General features: G+C 40.2%; 17 protein-coding genes and 1 pseudogene. 10 read left to right on the top strand and 8 right to left on the bottom strand.

What is annotated here, in order from left to right:
• Positions 1–103 precede the first annotated feature (103 nt).
• The 3 genes from R2Q70_RS19975 to R2Q70_RS19985 all read left to right on the top strand — a co-directional run bounded on the left by R2Q70_RS19975 (position 104) and on the right by R2Q70_RS19985 (position 3,003).
• Positions 104–607, top strand: coding sequence for a sigma-70 family RNA polymerase sigma factor (locus tag R2Q70_RS19975; RefSeq protein WP_316809316.1), 504 nt, complete (start codon positions 104–106; stop codon positions 605–607).
• On the top strand, positions 607–1,203 hold the full coding sequence (locus R2Q70_RS19980; RefSeq protein ID WP_316809317.1) for a hypothetical protein: 597 nt from the start codon (positions 607–609) through the stop codon (positions 1,201–1,203). Before R2Q70_RS19975 ends, R2Q70_RS19980 begins: the two co-directional genes overlap by 1 nt.
• A gap of 84 nt (positions 1,204–1,287) precedes the next feature.
• Positions 1,288–3,003, top strand: coding sequence for a CocE/NonD family hydrolase (locus tag R2Q70_RS19985; RefSeq protein WP_316809318.1), 1,716 nt, complete (start codon positions 1,288–1,290; stop codon positions 3,001–3,003).
• Between the two features lie 1,217 nt (positions 3,004–4,220).
• Here R2Q70_RS19985 and R2Q70_RS19990 read toward each other — a convergent pair.
• Positions 4,221–4,727, bottom strand: a complete 507-nt coding sequence (locus R2Q70_RS19990) for an RNA polymerase sigma factor (RefSeq protein WP_316809408.1) — start codon at positions 4,725–4,727, stop codon at positions 4,221–4,223.
• 775 nt (positions 4,728–5,502) lie between these two features.
• Between R2Q70_RS19990 and R2Q70_RS19995 the strand changes: the two genes are divergently transcribed.
• Positions 5,503–7,491 (top strand): ATP-binding protein, encoded by a 1,989-nt coding sequence (locus R2Q70_RS19995; RefSeq protein ID WP_316809319.1) that lies wholly within the window; start codon positions 5,503–5,505, stop codon positions 7,489–7,491.
• 68 nt (positions 7,492–7,559) lie between these two features.
• Here the strand turns inward: R2Q70_RS19995 and R2Q70_RS20000 are convergent, their stop codons facing one another.
• From R2Q70_RS20000 to R2Q70_RS20015, 3 genes and pseudogenes are all read right to left on the bottom strand, one after another.
• Positions 7,560–7,907: a PleD family two-component system response regulator gene (locus tag R2Q70_RS20000; RefSeq protein WP_316809320.1), complete on the bottom strand. Its 348-nt coding sequence runs from the start codon at positions 7,905–7,907 to the stop codon at positions 7,560–7,562.
• Positions 7,908–8,048: 141 nt separating this feature from the next.
• Positions 8,049–8,563 (bottom strand): annotated as a pseudogene (locus tag R2Q70_RS20010) (DUF6766 family protein).
• Positions 8,564–8,792: 229 nt separating this feature from the next.
• Positions 8,793–10,991 (bottom strand): hypothetical protein, encoded by a 2,199-nt coding sequence (locus R2Q70_RS20015; protein ID WP_316809322.1) that lies wholly within the window; start codon positions 10,989–10,991, stop codon positions 8,793–8,795.
• 148 nt (positions 10,992–11,139) lie between these two features.
• Between R2Q70_RS20015 and R2Q70_RS20020 the strand changes: the two genes are divergently transcribed.
• From R2Q70_RS20020 to R2Q70_RS20040, 5 genes are all read left to right on the top strand, one after another.
• The gene (locus R2Q70_RS20020) at positions 11,140–11,409 is read left to right on the top strand and encodes a hypothetical protein (protein WP_316809323.1); all 270 of its coding nucleotides are present in this window, start codon (positions 11,140–11,142) and stop codon (positions 11,407–11,409) included.
• A gap of 656 nt (positions 11,410–12,065) precedes the next feature.
• On the top strand, positions 12,066–12,281 hold the full coding sequence (locus R2Q70_RS20025) for a hypothetical protein (RefSeq protein ID WP_316809324.1): 216 nt from the start codon (positions 12,066–12,068) through the stop codon (positions 12,279–12,281).
• A 976-nt stretch (positions 12,282–13,257) separates the two neighbouring features.
• On the top strand, positions 13,258–14,154 hold the full coding sequence (locus R2Q70_RS20030; protein WP_316809325.1) for an SDR family oxidoreductase: 897 nt from the start codon (positions 13,258–13,260) through the stop codon (positions 14,152–14,154).
• Between the two features lie 19 nt (positions 14,155–14,173).
• Entirely contained in the window at positions 14,174–14,350 is a 177-nt protein-coding gene (locus R2Q70_RS20035; RefSeq protein ID WP_316809326.1) for a DUF6496 domain-containing protein, read from the top strand.
• Positions 14,351–14,565: 215 nt separating this feature from the next.
• Positions 14,566–14,787, top strand: a complete 222-nt coding sequence (locus R2Q70_RS20040; RefSeq protein WP_316809327.1) for a hypothetical protein — start codon at positions 14,566–14,568, stop codon at positions 14,785–14,787.
• Positions 14,788–15,088: 301 nt separating this feature from the next.
• On the opposite strand, the gene R2Q70_RS20045 is transcribed toward R2Q70_RS20040, so the two are convergent.
• Together R2Q70_RS20045 and R2Q70_RS20050 are read right to left on the bottom strand one after the other, a co-directional pair.
• Positions 15,089–17,389, bottom strand: a complete 2,301-nt coding sequence (locus tag R2Q70_RS20045; protein ID WP_316809328.1) for a M60 family metallopeptidase — start codon at positions 17,387–17,389, stop codon at positions 15,089–15,091.
• An 88-nt stretch (positions 17,390–17,477) separates the two neighbouring features.
• Positions 17,478–18,974 (bottom strand): serine hydrolase, encoded by a 1,497-nt coding sequence (locus R2Q70_RS20050; RefSeq protein ID WP_316809329.1) that lies wholly within the window; start codon positions 18,972–18,974, stop codon positions 17,478–17,480.
• Between the two features lie 243 nt (positions 18,975–19,217).
• On the opposite strand from R2Q70_RS20050, the gene R2Q70_RS20055 reads away from it, so the two are divergent.
• Positions 19,218–19,532 carry a hypothetical protein gene (locus tag R2Q70_RS20055; RefSeq protein WP_316809330.1) on the top strand — a complete coding sequence of 105 codons (315 nt, stop codon included), beginning with the start codon at positions 19,218–19,220 and terminating at the stop codon, positions 19,530–19,532.
• A 255-nt stretch (positions 19,533–19,787) separates the two neighbouring features.
• Here R2Q70_RS20055 and R2Q70_RS20060 read toward each other — a convergent pair whose 3' ends face one another.
• Together R2Q70_RS20060 and R2Q70_RS20065 are read right to left on the bottom strand one after the other, a co-directional pair.
• Positions 19,788–20,363: a Crp/Fnr family transcriptional regulator gene (locus R2Q70_RS20060; protein ID WP_316809331.1), complete on the bottom strand. Its 576-nt coding sequence runs from the start codon at positions 20,361–20,363 to the stop codon at positions 19,788–19,790.
• 19 nt (positions 20,364–20,382) lie between these two features.
• Positions 20,383–20,751 (bottom strand): hypothetical protein, encoded by a 369-nt coding sequence (locus tag R2Q70_RS20065; protein ID WP_316809332.1) that lies wholly within the window; start codon positions 20,749–20,751, stop codon positions 20,383–20,385.
• Positions 20,752–21,095 lie beyond the last annotated feature (344 nt).

Genomic DNA, 21,095 nt, shown 5'->3' on the forward strand with positions numbered 1-21,095 from the left:
AAAAATCATAATTAGGCAAACGACCAAAACTACAATTAAAAGTTTTTTTATTTCTTGTAACTTTTATCTATCTCTTGCGACCTATTGTCCAAATATTAAAAAATTGAAGCAGCATAACCTATACCAAACATTCGAAAAACTGATCAGGGAACATGAGCGGATGGTTTATAAAATCTGCCGTTTGTATGGGAATTCAGATGAGGATAGGCAAGATCTTTTTCAAGAGATCATTATCCAACTATGGAAAGCATACCCAAAGTATAGAGGAGATGCGCAGTTCGGCACCTGGCTTTACCGTATAGGACTGAATGTAGCAATTACCCAATACAGAAAGCAGAAAAATAAAATATATGCGACCGATATCGAGACCCTGAATATAGAGCTACCCGATGCAACCATCAATGCCGAAGAGGAAGAAAACTTTCAAAAAATGTATGCCGCAATCGAAAAGCTCAATGATATTGAAAAAGCAATAGTTATGCTATACTTGGAGGACAAATCATACGATGAAATGGAGGATATCCTGGGGATAAGCAATGGAACCCTTCGGGTTAAGATGAATAGAATTAAAGAGAAAATACGCCAGATCACTAAAACCAATTCATAATGGAACTTGACGAATTAAAACAGAACTGGAATCAGTCAAACGATAAATTCATTCCCCCTTACCAATTGGATAAGGTAATTGCCTCCAAGAGCAGCGGTATCTTAAGTCAACTGAAGGCAAAATATAAAACGCAGGCGATGTTGCTCCCTCTTGCCGCTGCCTTTTTGAGCTTAGCTATGATCTATAAGCCGATATTGCAGCAAAATGCCTTTATCTGGGTAATCATTCCAATTATGATACTTCTTGCAGTAATGTACTATCAAGGTTATAGATTGATATCCAAAATGGAACATGCCTATAGCGAATCGCTGAAAAATGCGATACAGGAAAATCTAATCCTGCTTAACCTTAATACCAAAAAGCAATTGATATTTATCAGGATAATATTGGTTATACTTATTTTGGTACTAGAGATCACAATTTACCAGCAAACTACAACTGCCTTTAACTTCTGGCAGGATATCGCTTTACCGGTCCGGATTGGGGTATATACTTTACTAATACTGGTTCAGCCATATTTTACCAGATACATTTTTGACCTTGGTTTCGGCCGCTACATCAAAAACCTTCAACAGCTATTGGACGAGACAGACTAGACCTTTTCTTCAATAATATTCATACTAAAAAAATAAATGACAGCAGCACATATGGACTTTCTATGCCCAAAAATTAACTATCTCATGAAAAAAATTATTCTTTTATTTCTAATCCTGACAGCATTTGATTTATATGCTCAAGAGTTTACCACAAGAGACAGCATCACAATTCGCTTGCGGAGCGGAAACGAGCTCAGTGCAATTGTTGTCCACAACAAAGGAGTTCCGCAGCCATTGCCTGCTTTGGTTAGGTATTCGATTTATGCCAGCCCACAGACTGATAGGTACTTCAATACTCTTTCCAGTTTGCGGGGTTATGTGGGGGTAACTGTATACATCAGGGGAAAATATTTAAGCACTGGGGAAGTGAAGCCTTTTGTTAATGATGCTACAGATGCATGGGACATGATTGATTGGGTAAGCAAACAAAGTTGGTGCAATGGTAAGGTTGGCATGTATGGTGCGAGTTACCTGGGGTTTAGTCAGTGGGCAGCAGTAAAAAAACTTCATCCCGCGCTAAAAACAATCGTACCACAATCAGCGGTGGGTATTGGGGTAGACTTCCCATCTCATAATAATATCAATATGGGTTATATGCTCAACTGGATACATTACGCAACCGACAAGAAATTACTTGACAGTGCGAGTATGGCCGAGTTTTCGGATCAGAAAAAATGGACCAGGCTATTCAATAGCTTGCACACCAGCGGAAAATCCTTTGCCTCACTTGACAAGATGGAAGGACGCCCTAGCGCCTTATTTCAAGAGTGGTTGGCACATCCATCATACGATGAATACTGGGCGAAATTTACACCTACAAGTGAAGAGTATGCGAAACTTGATATTCCTGTGCTTACCATCGCAGGTTATTTTGATGTCGACCAGTCCGGCGCAATACACTACTTCAAAAAGCACAATGAAAATAACCCAGGTGCAAAACACTATTTGGTTCTGGGTCCTTATGACCATATCGGACTGCAGCAATTGAGCATGCCGGAAATGGTAGCGGGATATAAACTGGACTCAGCTGCTATATTCAAGACCTATAAATTAACATTTGACTGGTTTGATTATATCTTGAAGAACGGGCCAAAACCAGCGATGTTGAAAGACAGGGTTAATTTTCAGGTAATGGGTGAGAACAGCTGGAATCATGCGTCTACCCTTGCTGATATCAGTCGGAGGCACCTGAAGTATTTTCTGCGTCCGGAGGAAGAAGATGGTGTTTACCAGCTAAGTCAGGAAGTTTTTAAGGGAACTAAAACCATCAAGCAAAAGATTGATTTCCATGACAGATCCGATACGATTTCAAATAAAATTAATACCCTAATATTGGATAATTCACTTCATATAGGGAAGAATAGCCTGGTTTTTGAAACCGGTAAATTTGAACAGGCGGTAAAAATTGCAGGATCATTAGATGGGGAATTAAGTTTTATTATCAACAAAAAGGATATGGACCTCAAAATTCAGCTTTATGAAAAACTGGCAGATGGCCGCTACTTGAAATTGAACGATGACATGCTCCGGGCAAGCTATTCAAAAGATCATAGCAAACGGCAATTGATTACGCCGGGCGTGAAAACAACGGTACAACTCACCGGAAATACTTTCTTTGTCAGCCGAAAAATAGCAGTAGGGTCAAAATTGGTCTTTGTACTTGGTGTGCCTGTAGAAGCAGGTATGGAGGTTAATCATGGCAGTGGCAAGCAAGTCAGTGAAGAGACAATTGAGGATGCCAAAGAAGACTTGATCGTAAAATGGTTGCCTTCAAGTTACATCAACCTAACGATTACATAGACTACCTTTTTATGATTGAAAATCTTTTAAAAAGAAGCGTGTGCAGCAATGAAGTCATTTACTCAAGGTAAAAAAGTTAAATGCTTTTGTCCGTTATACCTTCGTCGCTCCAAAAATTGTTTCCTTAAAAATGATTTCACAACCCGCCGTTTCGAGCGCTTCAATTGAAGATTTAATTTTGTTCTTTAGTAGAAACCTTGGCGTATCCGATATTCATTATTGTATCACTAAAACCCGTCTTTGTAGATTTATTAAACTTTGTTTTGTGATACAAGTTTTTGGGAAGCTTCGGTTTTAGAATAATGCTTTAATCCAGGACAGATTTGAAAATCTCATAATACCACCGTTTTATCAGTTGAAAATTTTCTCATTATTGAATGTCTTTAAAATTGATCATCAGCGTGCATTTATAAATGTTTTCTGCATTGCAAGAAAATGTACAGATTCGCTAGCTACATCAATATTTCAATGTGTGTGGCGAACATGGTACTGTATCCTCATTCGGGTATGTTAAGGTTAGGGAAATTTAACTATTCGAAATTAAGTTGGGAGCTGTACTCCATGGCGATTTTATTTGTTGGATTGGATAAAACGGCATCACTATGTTGGCTTACTGGAAATAATTCCTGCTTCCGGAACATGCTTTATATCAGTTTTTTAACAATATTAATGTGTTTAACTAATTACCATTTACCCAAATTTTGCAGGACTATGGAGTTACATGTGAAAGTGCTTTTTCGAAGAGATTTGTAAGTCATAGTGGATGTACTTCTGTGCCTTTTGCTGATAGCTAAAATTAATATTTAACTATTTATTCAGGATTTTTGTTTAAATGAACATAGTTGCCCAATTGGGAAAGAGGTAGGCTATGTCAATCTGCTGTTATGTTCGAGCTGGATGAGTTGATATACGTTTCGCTGGCTTCAAATTGAAGCTTTCCGGCGGACGCGGCAAATTACTTCTTTCGGATAGGTTGGCAAGAAAATATGGATGCTAAACCTGTAAGAAACATGTATGCACCAAAGAGTTTTTTAAGATAAGGTTGGATAACTTTTGCTTACCCAAACCTTAAAACCAGTTTTAATAAACCCTTCTGTGATCAGAAAAGACTAGGGTGTCTCATATGTCCTGAAAGCTGCAAGTTTCCTGCTTGGTATTATAGTCAGTAGGAGATATTTATCCGATGAATCCCTTGACAGCCCAACTGAATTAATTTCCTATGGTCTGTACATCTTCAGATATTTTTTAAGTCCAAGCCTTGCCTGGTGTATATGGGTTTTGACTGTACCTATCGGCAGATTCAGTTCAGCAGCGATTTCGTCGTATTTATATCCTTCGAAATACCTTTTGAAAGGTACGCTATATTCAGCTTTGATGGAAGCCATAGCCTTATTGATATCTTCCAGGGCAAATGTGGTTTCTCCGCTGTTTTTTGTAGCACTTTTTGCTAGCTGTCCACTGGAAATGTCATCTTCAACAGTAATAATGGCTTTACGCTTGGCTGTTTTGTTGAAATCATTGATATAGGTATTTTTCATGATTACATATAACCAGCCCCTTAGGTTGGTGCCCTGGTCAAAACTATTGGCAAAGCGAAGTCCCTTGATGAGTGTTTCCTGCAACAAGTCTTTGGCATCATCCTCATCGCGGGTAAATTTTAATGCGTGTGACATCAGGTGGTCAGAGTGGGCGTAAATCTCAGATGTGAATTTAGCGTGGTTCATCATTCAAATCGTATTTAGTTTAAGGTAAATCCGGCTTTTCCGGATATAAGCTGAACAGATGGATACTTAATTGGTTTTTGCTTATGTGATATTACGTATAACTTCCTTTTTTTTTAGGTAATTATATCTGTAAAAATACGCGAGGTCAATTGATAAACCTTCTTGTTTTACGCAATTGTCAGCGAAGATTGTAATAACATATAGGGTACCTTGTTGGGGATATTTAGAGACGCCTCAGCGATGCCTACATACTGGTCGGGCAACTACTGATTCGATTGATAAGATGCTATAAATCCTTGATCAATCTGTCATCCAGCTTTGTTGATACAAGGATAGAATCCACAGAGGTAACGATTGACAGTACGCCTAAACCCGATAATATAAAGTCTATCTCTACATGTTCCAGGCAGCCCTTGTAGATAAACGCCATACTCAATAATAGCCATCCCGCGCCGGCTATTGCGAAGCATCTTCCCCGAAGGGTATTTAATTTCACGCCATTGTTTTTTTTGAAGGTTGTATCGGGCTTAAATCGTTTTAGCATCATATTGGATTACAAAATTAGTGGAATGCATTGCAATTTTACGAGGGTAAAATTACCTTTTTTGATAATCGTCATGTTTTTTTCATCCGAAGTTGATAATCATACCAAGTATGCAAGCTTATGTTTTAAAAAAATTTCGGAAGGCAAAATCGAATCAAAAAATGTGATGTATACAAACTATTTTTTAATTTTCATGTCTTTAAACATATTGAAAACTGTTACACCGGGACAATGAACGCAAACTTATCTTCAAACACCACCATTGAGGAACGATTCAAAGCCTTACTTGAGGTTACATCTGATGTTGCCTATAGTTTAAGTCCTGATGGATCGTTGATGTATGAGCTTGATGAAGGGGGCTTCCTTAAAGATTCATCAAAGCCAATACTGGAATGGAAAATCAAAAATGTCTTCACTGAGGATATGGAGATGGTGAATGAAAAAATTGCAGATGCGATAGCGGCAAAAAGTATCTTTGAACTTGAATACCGTGTAAATTGTGCCGACGATATGGTAGGATGGACGTTCTTTAGGGCAGTCCCGATTCTGGACGGTAATGGGGAAATTAAAGAATGGTTCGGTTTAGCCTCTGATATCACAAAAAGAAAGTTAGCGGAAAACGCATTAGCTGAGGCGAAAGATGTTTTGGGGCAACAAAAAAGAACTTACGAAATGATCATTTCTGGCAGCCCCGATTTGATGTACATGTTTGATCTGGACTATAAATTTACTTACGCCAACCGCGCGCTTCTGGAAATGTGGGGCAAGACCTGGGAGGACGCAATCGGAAAAGGATTGATTGAAAATGGTTATGAAGCCTGGCACGCAGAAATGCACGAACGGGAGATTGATCTCATTCGTGATACAGGTAAGTCGGTCAGGGGGGAGGTTGCCTTTCCGCATGCTAGTTTGGGACGAAGGTTATATGATTACATTCTTAATCCAGTATTCAATAATAAGGGCGAAGTAATAGCGGTTTCGGGTACCACACGTGACGTAACCGATCGAGACCAGTGGGAGCAAAAGCTAAAGGAAAGTGCTGAACACCTGCAGGCTATGAATGAAGACTTTGCCGTATTGAATGAAGAACTTTCTGCCTCTAACGAACATATTATAGCAACCAATAATCATCTTTCGCAGGCCAATGCGAACTTAATCGCTGCACAGCAAACTATTGAAGAAGGAAAAATGGCGCTTCGCCTGGCCATTGAGGCGGCAAACTTTGGGACCTGGTATATTAATACCGGCACGAGGGAGTTTATAACCGATACCAGATTAAAGGAACTCTTCGGATATTATCCCGATGAGCCGCTATCCATTGAAGCGGCATTGGCACGAATCACAGATGACTATCGGGAATGTATATCGTCTCAACTTGAAAACGCGATTCATAATAATGGGGATTATGATGTAAGCTACCCTGTTATTGGTCTTCATGATCAAAAGTTGCGATGGCTCAGGGCCATTGGCAATCTGGTGGCGGATCCTTCCGGCAGTTTCTCCGCTTTTACTGGCATAGTGATGGATATTACTGAACAGAAGATGGAAGAAATGCGAAAAAATGATTTCATGGGTATGGTCAGTCATGAGTTAAAGACGCCCTTAACCTCACTCACGGCTTATCTTCAGTTAATGAATATGCGAGAGGCTTACAATCCGGATGTGGTCAGTCGCAGGGCAGTTTCACAATCTCTAAGACAAGCAAAACGGATGACAGATATGATTAATGGTTTTCTGGATTTCTCTAGGCTGGAATCTGCGAAAATCAGTATCATCTCTTCGAGTTTCGATATAGCGATTTTGATCAGAGAAGCCCAGGAGGAAGCCCAAATGCTTTATACTACCCACAAGTTTATCTTTGAGCCTGTCGACAGCCAGATCATACATGCCGATAAGGGAAAGATTGCGCAGGTAATCGCGAACCTGATAGGCAACGCGGTGAAGTATTCACCAATAGGATCATCGATACAGGTGGCCTGCATCACCACCGGTGGTGAAGTTGAGGTAAGTGTTAAGGATCAGGGGATTGGGATTGAAAAAAGCGAAATTCCAAAGATATTCGACAGGTTTTACCGGGTCGAAGGGAACCATTTGATCTCGGGTTTTGGTATAGGCCTTTATATATCTTCAGAAATCATAAAACTGCATGGTGGCAGGATATGGGTCGGTAGCGATTTGGGAGAGGGTTCGGTTTTTTATTTTACGGTTCCTGTTTCATAGCACTATAGTTGAAAAGAAAAATCATCTTATAAGAACAATGGAAGTAGGTGGCAGTTATTCAGCTGAGGTTAACAAACACGGTTTATCAGATTTTCTACTGTTGCAATGTTAAAGGGTTTTTCGAGAAAGCCATCCGAGATTTGTTCAAGGTGCTTCATGTCATATAATGCTGCACTTGTTAAAATCACTTTTATATGCCTCGTGTGTGGCATTGATTTTAATTTCTTGCAGATGACGATACCATCCAGATTGCCCAGACGAATGTCTATGAGGATTACATCGGGATTGAAGTCCTGAATTTCCTGTTGCCAGGTTCCTGGATTATCTACAGTAACTACTTTATGGGACGCTTCCAGAATGAGCGCCAATACATTCCGGATATCTGCATCATCATCCAAAATCAAAACTTTTGCCATGTTCCAAAATTAAGAAAATTGTTCGTAATTAGCGCATGGTTAATAAACGCGCTGGCTCCAAAACAATGCAATCCTTTAAAGAAATGCCAAAAGTCAGTATTCATCACCCCATTGTTATACGGATGGCGGAATGAAAATGGACTATTTCCCAGTCTCCAGATTCGCGGCATGTACTGGCTTGGATTCCGGCGATCCTTTTCGCCGCAGAAATATCGTTAGGATGACAATAGATGCGACAAGGGAAATTCGCTTTGCCAGTTTTGAAAGGTCTCAAACCAGAAATTCGCCGGACCAAGATAGTCAAGTTCAGAATCAGTCGGCACCCCGCTCAATACCTGCTCAACATTGTGGTCTTTCCAGCTTCCATAAAAGTGCAAACACCAGCTTACTAAAAAAGGGAAACCAAAAACGATAGAAAGTGAATTAGAATACAACTTTAATATCAGGCCTCCGCGTTTTACTGGCCAGGGAGCATCTGCGTGTGGAAGCGGGTCACGGTCTACCTCCTCTGTTTTTTCAAGTTTTTTGGATTCAGCGGATCCCATCTGACGAAGTGAGATTGTCAAAATCACGTAGAGCGCCATTTGGAGAAACTCGCTTTCGAAGTTCTCAAAAGTTGCCGATACAAAATGTCCCGATAATAGATAAGAATTCAATGATAGCGCTGAGGCGCCCAGGCCCTGGAGCTCGTTGTTATCCGTTTTTCATCCTGTTATTGCCTGAGCTATAAGGGTGATAATAAAAATTGTTAAGAAAAAAACTGATAGGTTGTTTCGGTACAACCACCTTCGTTTTCTAGTGTTCTGTATACTGTTCCTAATTATAAGGCTTGGGTTTAATGGGAAGCTTTCAGGAAGCGTGCGATCCTTGCGGGTGTCGATCGGTTCATTGTTTACCGGTCCAGCAGATACTGACATTTTGGTTGCCGGTAACTTCCATTTCAATCTGTTTATTTTTAACGGGCATTGGAAGAGATCCTGCTCGGTCACTAGTGATCTTAAAATATAAATTCGAATGATAAGGTTTGTCAAAAACAATTTTGACCCGATAGGTCATGGCTTGGTGACTTAACATCTGGAAGGTTACTTCGCCTTGTTTTTTGCTTACTTTTGAAAAAGGTCCGTCAACATAGATCATAAATGTTTCACCCTCGATTCTGATAAAATGTCTTGGCAATATCCCAAATGCATTTCCAGCGCCGTAAACCTCCTGTCCGACTGCACCACTTTGTTCAGTTCCGTCGTGTATGTCTTCCAACGCGATCCATAAATCCCGTTCTACTTTTCCTGTTTTAACCTCCTTTGACAACATATCATCTGGTAACATGGTCGGGTAGTAAAATGGCGCCCGGTCTATGAGATACCTGATGTATTCCCCGCAAAGTAGTTGAACACTAGGCAGTATTTCTACGCCAATGGCGTGATTCAGGAAGTCGTGGAAGGCGCAGAATACTTCCTGTTCTTCATACGCGGCTGTATAAGGTGCATCTGTTAAGGGAAATAAAGCAAAAAATGTTGGCATATTTTTCCCGTATCCGTAATTGCAGTCCCATAGCTGGACATTCTGGAAGAGTGAGGCCAGGCACCGGTAACATAAATTAAGGTGTAGGGGAGTTCCAGTAATTTTAAATAACCTGAGCATGGCGCCGGCGGCGAAAGCGGTGTTGTTCGCCTGATACATGATATCAGGCCCAACGGCTGCGAGTTGGTCCGCGGCCTTAATGGCTTCCTTCAGGTACTTCTTTTGCTTAGTGAGGGTGTAAGCCTGGATCATAACGAGTGCATATAGTCCGGCAACGTCTTGTTCACCTCCTTTTCCCGGTTCGGTTTCTGCTTTTAAGATTTCCAGCGTATCCATTTTGTAAAAAACAGGCCACTCGTAGTTGAATTCGTGAGCCACCTTGATCGCAAAGTCTAGGGAACTTAAAAAAAGTTTTTTTGTGGCTTTATCGCCCATCAGCGCCAGCCTGGAAAGGTTTAACAGGGGATGGTGAAGGTACCAGGAGTCCATCACTAAGGGGATTTTTTGTTCTTCTTCTCCTTTGAGTTTGTCTTCCGCGGCGGGATGCCATCTCAAAATAGACTTTAACTTTTTATCATAAAATGAGGGAAGTCCTTTTTTGATGGTGCTCACTACCGCCAGCTGATCTCCACTCCAGTTTGTATAATCGAGCAAAGGGAGAAGGACAGCAAGCTGGACCATAATTTCCGGTGGTGTCTCATGATCACAGAGGTAGGCATTTAGGTAGCTGTTCCCCTCCACACGCGACCAGCAGCCTGGGTTTTCAATCAAATCTTTCAGCCCATTTTTTACAATTTTTGGCCATTGGCGATACCGGGTCTTGGGTTTAGGCAGGGGGACGTAAATGGCTGCCAGCATGTTCAGGTAATCAGTTGCCTGGTCTGAAGTTTCATCCGGGAGCGGGCCTAAACAAATATGCGCGTCGGAGAGCAAGATAGATTTGCCGGCAACTAAAGGTTTTTCAGTGCAGGGAGGTAGGGAAAGACCGATTTCCGGCAGTTCGCCACCAACAACTCCGCTCAAGGAAGTTGCGGTCTGTTCGCAATAGCCGGAAAGTGAGGTTAGGTTTTGGAAATAAAGTATCCGCAGATGGCTGGATGGCTTCGTTAAATATATTAAGCCTGAACGAGTTTGCCGCTGCGAACAATGGATCTCACCAAAATCTTTTACGGCATCGTCCCTGTGGTTTTGTAAAAGAATGTCTTTTGGCCAGAATGGTATGAAGAGTGTATATGATGGGGTAAATGCACACTTGTAACGCAGGATCGGGTATGTTTCACTGGAAAGTGCCACTGAAACGGTAAAGGTTCCAATCACCGAGAAAACATCTATCTTACATCCGTCTTTGCTTTTACGAACCTTAAAGGATTGGATTTTTCCGGAAGGAACAAAGCATGGACGGAAATGGATAGGTGACTTATTATTACTGGAAATCGTCGCCCACAGGGAATCAGATGTAATTTTGATGCCCAGGTGGATTTCGTTTAAAATTCCAGTGTAAACTTCTTCTGTCTGGCCGAGTTCGGTTATGGCACTCAGTCCCCATGGTGACAATCCCTTCATAGCTCAAAGTTTTAGAATAGGGTTATGTTCCGAACAACAGAGGTTTTCTTCTTTTTGTTTGGGTTTCCGCTTCCGTATTTCTCACGGATTTTTTCGCGGATCAAACCTAAAATTGATTAATATCGTATATCTTCTTCATAACCAAATTATGATGAGAAACAATTATATTTCAAGTCTGGAGGAGTCAGCAAATCAGCGTGCAGTATCGCTCGGATCGAAATCCAGAATCAAAATTTTACGTATTGGCCGCTATTCAACTTTGAGCGATCTGGCTAATATTAAGCTGGGTAATTATATAAAAAGCGATGGCCGGTTAAAAGGTAGAGTACTTCAGATAGATATCGTTGAGCTACGCTATGAACGCCACTATTATTTCAGGTTAGAAAAAGGAGCGGGGACGGTGCTGATTATTAAATAATTTGCGCGATAACAATGGTGCTAACCAAATAGTACCATATTGAAAAACAAAAATATAATATCGGCAACCTGATTTGGCTTATCTTAGGAATGATGATGCATATCAATGCATAACTACTTCTTTTGTAAATGGTTTCTAATAGTTGACCAGGTGCTTAGTCTCAAACCGGTTTGCCAGCCGGAAGCTGATTGATTTGAAAAAATAGGTCTTAGTATGAGATATCGATCCTTTTAGCTTCCTATCTATTCTCGGAAATATTGAAGAAATTATTTATGCTGCAGTGCTGGCAATATTTCCAGTATTTTAGAGGAAAAATTAGAAACCAATCAGCAGGTTGTTTTTTTTGGTTTTTGCAACCTTCTTAAATCATTCATCATTTTACATGCGAACTGACGAAAAATGCCCATAAAATGATTTGATTTTCAAATCAATATCTTTTGGATTAACTGGCAACATGTTAAACTTTCCTATTGTTAATGAAAATGTACAGCATAATTTCTCTGGCTGATTTAATGATATTGTTATGGTTAATCATTTGGTTTAATTTCTTCCACCTTATTTAACGATATATTATATTACTTTGATCTCCCTCAATTGTATAGTATACTGAAAAGCTGGTGTTTTTAAAATAAATTAACCGCTACATAATGTATGATATGCAAAAAAATGTTCATAATTCAAATTTTGAAGAATTGGATAAGTTAGATCATGAAATTAAAGGTAGTTTGGGTGTAGTCAAAATGTTAGTAGATGAGTTGGCGAAGGAACTAACGCCAAGTGAATATTCGATCAGGTTAATTGAGATTATTATCTCTATCTGGAAAGAAACATGGATTTGCACGGAAATAGTGTTGCTGAGCAAAAAATTATGAATCTTGACCTTTGCCAAGGTAGCTAACGATGTTTAGCTATAAATATTGGCATCCATAAAAAAAGGATGCAACACTCGCTGTTGCATCCTCTTTATCTAAATTAACGCTCTCAATCTTTATGACTGATGCAAGGCTCTCACCCCTTGCGACCGCAATATCATAACTTTAAATTTATATTCAAAAACTAATTAATTTTTTTTTCGATTAAATCGAAGTCATGGTTTCATCTATAAATACATTAACTTTTAAAGTTATTTTGTTCTGATTATTTATAATCTCACCAAAAAATTATCACCATCAGTGAAATCAGTTATGTTAAACGAATTTGTTTTACTATTGAAAATAGTCAGGAGGATAGAATTGGTTCAGCCATATCAAATCAATAATCTAAGCAATTATTTAGCAGGCATTGAAGCAGCATACAAATAAGGTTTAAAAACGATTAAAAATTCTTGATTTATCTTTTGTTGGTGTTTAGATGCTCAAACGTGGTAATGACCACCTAATTGATAACAAAATTAAAATAGATGATAAAATTGGTTAGCCGTCTGATTTTTTTTGGCAAACGAAAACAGTGGCTGATGATATTTTGGGTTTTAAACCCTGCTGATGACAGGTGGCCTTCACTTTTCTGGAATTGGGTTGGGGTTATCGATGAGCGCTGATGTTATGGACTAGCTATGCGCTTCAAGATGGTGAAATCTTGCGTTTTAATGGTGCAAAGAAATATAGGTGTTCTTGCGAGTTATTGCCTGGCAATTAGGTTTTTATGATAGTGATGGAAGCGGAAACTATCTTAACACCTTTGGAAGGTTGCCTAGTGACTGGTATTGCCAAATAAGATTGCGATTTCGCCTTCTGTGCTCTGACCCTGTATTTTATATCTTCTTACTTAAATCTAGGTTTTATTTTTTTGATAAAACCATTTTGGTTTAAGGAACGTTTTTTATATACCTGTAAATTAAATATTTCGATTATGAAAAGTGAGAAAATGTCAGTAAACGATCCGGCCGGGAAATATCCTCAACCGCCATTTCCGAAACAAGATCAAAGCCCACCTGGTAAAGAAAGTGCTTTAATCCCTAAAGCTGATCATGGTGAAAAATCCTATAAGGGAAGCGATAAGCTGAAAGGAAAAAAAGCCATCATTACAGGAGGGGATTCAGGTATCGGAAGGGCAGTAGCGATCGCATTTGCCAGGGAAGGTGCAGATGTGCTAATCAGTTATTTAGATGACTCAGAGGATGAAGATGCACGGGTTACGGCTGATTTTGTGAGAGATGCCGGTAGAAAGGCCGTGTTGATAAAAGGGGATATTAAAGAACAGGCTCATTGCCAAAAAATTATTGATAGCGCCATCGCTGAATTTGGCGGGATTGATATCCTGGTCAACAATGCGGCTTTTCAAATGGCCAGGAAAAATATCCAGGAAATTACGGCCGAAGAATGGGATCGTACGTTTCAGACGAATATCACTGCGATGTTCTATCTTTGCAGAGCGGCAGAACCACATTTGAAACCGGGTAGTAGTATAATCAATACCACATCTGTGAATGCTTATTCTCCCAGTGAGCAGCTGCTGCCTTATGCGGCAACCAAGGGCGCGATACAAAATTTCTCGGCGAACTTAAGTCAGATTTTGCTTATGAACGGAAAAGGAATAAGGGTAAATTCGGTTGCCCCCGGACCAATATGGACACCGCTAATCCCCTCTACTATTTCCAATCATACACAATTTGGAAAGGATACACCTATGGGTCGGGCTGGTCAGCCAGCTGAAGTTGCACCTGCTTATGTCTTTTTGGCCTCTGAGGATGCAAGTTATGTGGCTGGTGCAACAATTCCGGTGACGGGGGGACGTATTACGATTTAGACAATTTAACAATATTGGCATGGCTAAGTATTCAAAAAAAGCATCTGAAAAAGTAGAAGAAACGATGCATGAAATGAAAGAGGGAACGCTTAAATCCGGAAGTGGTGAAAAAGTCACGTCCAAAAAACAGGCAGTCGCGATCGGACTTTCTGAGGCCAGAAAGCAAGGTGCAAAGATGCCTAAAAAAAAATCTTAAAATAAGTCTGTTATCTGATTATCAGTAAATGGAGCTGTTAAATTAATTTTTAGCAGCTTCAACTATTTCCGGATTCGTCCTAATGTTGTAGGTTAAGTTCTAATCGCGTTTGAAAATGGTGGGTTTGATGTTTCTTACTACCTGCGGGAATATTAATTAAATAACTATTTTCTAATGGGTTACCTTGATAGTTTTTGTGGTATAAAGGTCAAACAATGTTAACCTCAAAACAAAACAACATGAAAAATTTATTCAAATTAGGCTTTTTGGCCTTCGCATTATCTTTATCAATAGTTTCTTGCTCAGAAAAAAAAGCGGATGGTGCTGATTCTACCACTATGGATTCTTCTTCAACTGATACGATGATGCAGGACACTATGGGCAAGGATACGATGATGACTGATACGATGATGAAAGACACCATGAGTAAGATGTAAGTTTTAAATGTATTTCCAGAGGGTTCTGTTGAAGAAACAGAAACCCTCTTTTTTACGGCAAAAAAATGGTGTTTGATGCTTTGCCATCAGGCAGATTTCTTAGGTTTTAAGCTATTAGGTATTAATGGTATTTTGAGAAAAAATCCATCCGTTACCGATCATTTATGTTGGCATCAAATCAGCGGTAGAACGAAGGTACAGCTCGAAGATGAAACATGCAGATAAACCAGTACCTAATTAGAGAACCTAACCGTTTAAATAATGGTTTATAAGCAGCGACTGATCGTTTGCTTTACCAGGCTCAAAATGAAAAATTTGATTTGTTGAATTCCTTTAATTCTTCAGGAAGCCAAACAGGATAATTTTTATTTTTTACGACAGCTATTGCGGATGCTGAAACCGGAATCTGCCATATTTTGAAGAAATCTGATAGATCTGTCTTGGAAACATGGCTTATTGTTTTAAACCATAAGTCTATTTTTTCTTCATTAGTTTTAGGATATTTATTTTTTGGCAAATCTGCGTAAACTTTATGAGCGCTTTTGATTGGTTCCCAACCAAAGTGCTCGATAATTTCAATATACATGCTCAGCGCTATCCAGGGGTTTTGTTTAAATTTATCATAACTTGGCTTGCTTCTCATATATTGTTTGATTTTCTCCATCACACCCGCTTTGCTGGGTATGTTGTCCTGGTTATGGTACTTACCCAGGTTTAATAACTGATCATAAACATACATGCTGTAGAGATTTACAGTGACTTCGCCTAAACCATCGAAATCGAGGTCATGAAACTGGTGTCTGTGGCCGAGCTCATGGAAAATTCCCCAAGATCCTTTTGTTTCAATTTGCTCTTTATTGAGCATAATTCCGGTACTTTCATCATCGTTTGGGGCTACAATTTTGGCTGGTGTGGTGAACAAGGCCCCAAAGGCTACCTGCTGATCAACGATGATTCTTTCAGGGTATAATCTTTCCCGGTCGATCATCCGAAGATCGGCATCAGCATCCATTACCTGATCATAGAATTTCATAAGCGCAGTTGGATTTTTGAGTTGCCTGATTCGCTCAGCTGGAACAGCAAACACGATCTTGTCTGTGGCCAGTTCTGCCCAGGGTGCCGGGTAATTTTTGATTGTCCGGTTCCATGCACTGTCATCAGTCACACCGAGCTTGAAATAAGGGGCGTTTACGGCTCCGATTACTTTTAATGAAATCGATTTTAGTTTTGTTGTATCTGATATGTTGACCATCAGTAATCCGCCGTAAGGAGAATAAATCTTGGTGGTATCTTGATTGAGTTCGAAATTTCTGGTCAGGTCGAATCCAATTCTCACCAGATGATCTGCACCACTGGCGAGGTCATCATCATGAAGGCCGATCTGGACTTTAAGTTTCTGAGCGTGATATTTTTTATCTAATATTATTTTAACTACTTCTCCTGCAGGAATATATAGTCCTGTGCTGTGTGGGCGATAATAGACCGAATGAGGTTCAAAAAGCCCTTGTTTGCCCACCTGCACGTTGATAATTAAATTTTTGCTAACTCTTGGAGCAGTATCTGGAACCATTCCAGGAAAGTCTTCATGTCCTTTTATTTTAGTTTTAGCTCCATATTTCTTTTTTAATTGTGATTCCTGAATATTGCCCGAAATAAGGTAGGCCATTTTTTTCTTTGGAGAAGATAAATCCAGGGGGCTTTTTGGTGTCGGCCGATAGAATGTATCGGGGATCTGGAAGAATTCTTTCAGCCGTTTTACAATCATGGTGCGCTCGTCATTGTATTCGGTAGTAAAATACAGGGTAGGTTTGACGAACCAGATATAAGCATAATAATCCTGTGGATTTTCGGTGTATTGAAGCGTTAAGGAGGACTCGGGTATGGTATTAATATGGAGATAGGGTGGAGCTTGATCTAAAGAGATAAGGTTATTGTTCCAGCTGGAGCGGAGGATCATATTTAGATTAATTATTCCGGCTTTGGCTAACAAGGCATTTAGTTTTGGAAAAACCTCAGCGTCTTTTTTTCGGATTCTGATACTTTCAATTGGTGAGGCAACGACAAGTGTTCCCCCCGATCTGACGAATTTTTCCAGTGCCAGCAACTGTAGCGAGTCATTGATGTCTGCTGAAAGAAAAAGTGTCTTGATATCCTTTGAGAGTTGAAGGCTCCCTAAATTTTTCACCTGAAACTTCTTAGCCTTCAGGTAATCTGCAAGATCGTGGCTTTGTTGATTAAAAACGGCAATGTTTCCAGTTGCAATTTTCAAGGTGTTTTGAATGAGTTTACCTACGGAAGGGTTCTTCAGAAGGGCTTTCTCAAAATAGGCCGGTGAACCAAATGCCAATATTTTACCGCTACCCAAGCTGGAAGCGACGATAGCGCTTGCCTTTAGGTTAAGTATACCCAGATTGATTGTTCCTACGATTTCCGGTTTTTCATCAATAGCTAAAAAGGTGGAGGTAAATCTTGTTGAATCTGGAAGCGGCAGATTCAAAATGTCTTTTGTAAGAACTGATTTTAACGTGGGTGCAGTCTGGCAAATTCCTATGCTCAGGTTTAAAATAAACAGTATGCTTAATAAAAGATACGAGCGTTTCATCACGATATTTTTTTTCTAAAATAGTGATAATAAATCCTTTTAGTAAGCGTGTATTAGCCAGTTAACTATTTTTAACATTTTAACTATTTCAGAGTTTTCTGGCATGTATAGTCTGGCCTTGTATCAAAATCAGCTCCTTAATCTTTCCGTTTTCATCTTTGACGAATTCTATGGTCGCGTTTACTTCTTTGGAAAAGAACTTGGTCTGGCTTTGGGGCAGGGCTTCGATTTTTGGCTGTCCGGTGGCCTGGGCAAAAAGACGTTTGCCCTGCTTTGTGATGGTAAGGATAAAATTGGGCATGAGATCGTAGCGACCGGTATAACTTTCCAGCACTGATTCGGGAACATCGCTTAAATTTATCACTTTGGTTTGGTAAAGGCCTTTGAAGCCGTAAACCGTGGCGATGCTGTTGATGATTTCGGGGATGATGGCGCCGTTATCGGAATTGACCATGATTGCAAGGCCGTTTCCGCCCTCCAGACTCCCGTAGTAAGCGGACTGGAATCCATAATTGGAGCCGCCATGACCAAAATATTTTATGCTATCAGGAGATTCAATGAAAACCCCAAGGGCGGATCCATTGCTGTTGGCGTAAGGCGTCAAACGAATTTTGGTGTCGGATTGATTTAAGACTTTGCTGGATTTGCCCTGGTAAGCCAGCTGGGTTTTGATGATGTATTTGGCCAGATCGGATGGATTGGTCCATAGTCCGGCTGCTGCCTGCTCAGGGTAAAGGTGGTAATTCCCTTTAATAGCTGAACCATCTGTAAGGTATCCGGTGGCGAGATAGTTTTTTTTGTGATCCAGGGGCGGCTGGGCAAATGTGCTTTCGTTCATGCCCAGGGCTTTTAGAATAGTATGGTTCAGGTAATCCTGGTATGGTTTGCCGGTGATGTCGGTTAAGAGCTGCTGGGTGATGGTCGTTCCCCCTCCCGAATACTGCATTTTCTCTCCGGGCGCAAATTGGGACTTGACCGGATCAGAGTTTGCCGGCTTTGTGCCATTGAGTATCTGGATGGTAGTGGGTAAAGGCGTGCCGATCTGGTAGCCGCCGAACCCATGGACGTTCAGGCCTGCGGTATGGCTAAGCAAGTTAGCGGTATTGATTTTTTTACCTTTGGACAGGGAGTCATAGGGGAATTTCCAGTTTTTCAGGTAGGTATTGATGTCGGCGTAGAGGTCTAGCTTTTTATCGTGGAAGAGCTTCATCATGGCCAAAGCATTGAAAGATTTGCTGATGGAAGCAGCCTGAAAAAGGGTGTTGATGCTGGCTTTGGACTGGGTAGCGGAATCGGCTAGGCCATAAGCTTTGGCAAAATCAATTTTATAGTCTTTGATGACTGCGATGCTCAGGGCTTTAATGTTATAATGTTTCATCCGCTCCTGAAGATTCATTGGTTTTTCTCCGCTGGTAAGGATTCTGCCGGTTAGGTTGTTTTCCACCTGAATAATTCTTTCGTTAGGGGTCTGCTGGGCTGAGGCGAGCAATACGCATAAGCATAATAAGATCGTGAAAAGACTGGAATTTACATTTGGGGTCTTCATCATTTTGAAGTTGGCTTTGTCGTTGAGCGTATGGTTCATAGGTAGTGATTTTGCCTAAGGCTAAGCTACAAAATTATTCGCTTCAAGATGCAGTCAGTTTTTTGGTGTAGCATCAATGAACTATTATTGGTGCTACTGATGTGGATGTTTGAGAAATGGCCGTTCTCACACGGTAAGTATTTGTGGTGATTAGGAAAACACTCTTTAAAATTATTCTGACTCATTTTCAATGCTTTACTTTTTCAGGTTTGCGCAGATGGAAACTGCTTTTATTTTTGCGTTATGACTGTAACTGTACTGGCGATACTGGAAACTGATTTTAAGCCGGAAAAGAATCTGGCGAAGGTGATGAATGACCGTCTGGTGCGTGTAGCAAAGGAGTTGCAGGAGGTTCATTTTAAGCCGCTGTCGGGCAGGGGATTTTCTTCGGATGATCTGGTGGTGTATATCAGTTATAATCCCAAATATAAAATCCGTTTTAGGATTGTAAATGATGTGCCTGCGGATATTGAGTATTTTGTGGCGGAATGTTGCGGGAGGTTGGGTTATATTCTTTGGAAGGCGAATGCGATCGGGGTGAGCAGGGAAGAGATCTAGTTGAGGTGTCTGGATGGTAGTAGTTGTGGTTTGTTATTGTTATTTGTGTTTTATGGATATTCCCGTTTCCGGGGCGGGCGATTTTCTATGTCTTTGGTGTAAATAGGACGCCGGGGCTGTCCCTGATAGGATAAAATGATGATATTTGTTAACTGATTTATCCATCTGATTTTAGAGATGGTTTGCAAAGGTTGGTTAATTTTTTAGTTATAACCAAAGCGTGTCTGCTCTTGTCAACAGCAAATGGTTTAGACTTCAGATCCCATTTTCTTTTCTCATCATGCTCAAGAAAGCAGGAGTAATACCGATGTAACTGGCGATATGTTTTTGAGCAATCCTTTGCGCTAACCCTGGATATTTTTTACGGAATTCTATATACCGTTCTTCAGCTGTTTTATAAAGATGGGAGGTAATGCGGTGATGATAAAGATTGAATCCATTTTGATTAAGGATTCTAAAAAAACGTTCAAACTTTGGAATTAAATTAAACAGTGTTTCGAGTTGGGCCAAGGATATGCAATATAACTCACTATCTTCCAGTGTCTGGATCGCATTCACAGATGGGGTTCCATTGAAAAAGCTGGCGATATTACAGTTCCACCAATTTTCCGGGTAAAATCCGATAATGTGGTCGTCTCCACTTTTGTCGGTGTGTAACATACGTAAACAGCCTCTTTTAACAAAGTAAATGTATCGTTCGGTTTCTCCGGCACGCAATAGCCATGTTCGCTTTTTAACTTTTTGGATTTCAAAAGACGAAAGTGCCTGCACCTGTTCCTCTGGTGCAAGCGCTATATGTAGAGCAAATTTATTTAGAATGAGCTGATGCATGCTTTTGCGAAGATATAAATTATAGGGTAAAGGGACGTGTCATGTACAGTGAAAGATCGGAAAGTGCAGCCAGTCGTAGCGGTTCTGCTATTTCGCGGTAGGCGTCACTTCTGGCAACTTTTAAGAATGACTGGGCGCTTGAATATTCAACTATTAAAATTGCATCCCAGCTATCACGTTCATTGGCCACTACGCTGGTGAGTATGCCACTAATCAGGTTTATCTTGGCTTCTAATCCTAATACGGCCATCACCCTTTTAAATGCCGGAAGGTATGCTTCAACATACAAGCGTCTGTCGCGGAATTTTAGCATGTTCAGCATCAGCGCAGGACCTGTTCCTGGCACCATTTCAGGAAGGGTTATAATTTTCTTTTTAATTTTTTCCATATCTCAAAGATCTTGCGTTTTGCGAAGAAAAAAGTTCAACTAGCTGAAAAATTTAAAATAGATCGCAACAATTTGTTTTGATGAAAAATGTGCAGGTAGTGAAATCATATAGCCAGTTATAAATGGTATGCATTCAGGTTTGGGCCGGTATTTAGGATGGGCTAACGCCATTGGTGAAGATCATATGACTATTGAAATAATTAAGCTATAGTCGAATAGATATATGTTAAATTAAAAATCCGACAAATGAATTGAGCGTATGATATCTTTATCATATCTTTCAACTTTTCAATTTTTTTGCCCGGCTTTAAAGAAAGTTTACATAAGCGCCAAAAAATTAGTTA

The organism is Pedobacter agri (genome assembly GCF_032678665.1).
GTDB lineage: Bacteria > Bacteroidota > Bacteroidia > Sphingobacteriales > Sphingobacteriaceae > Pedobacter > Pedobacter agri_A.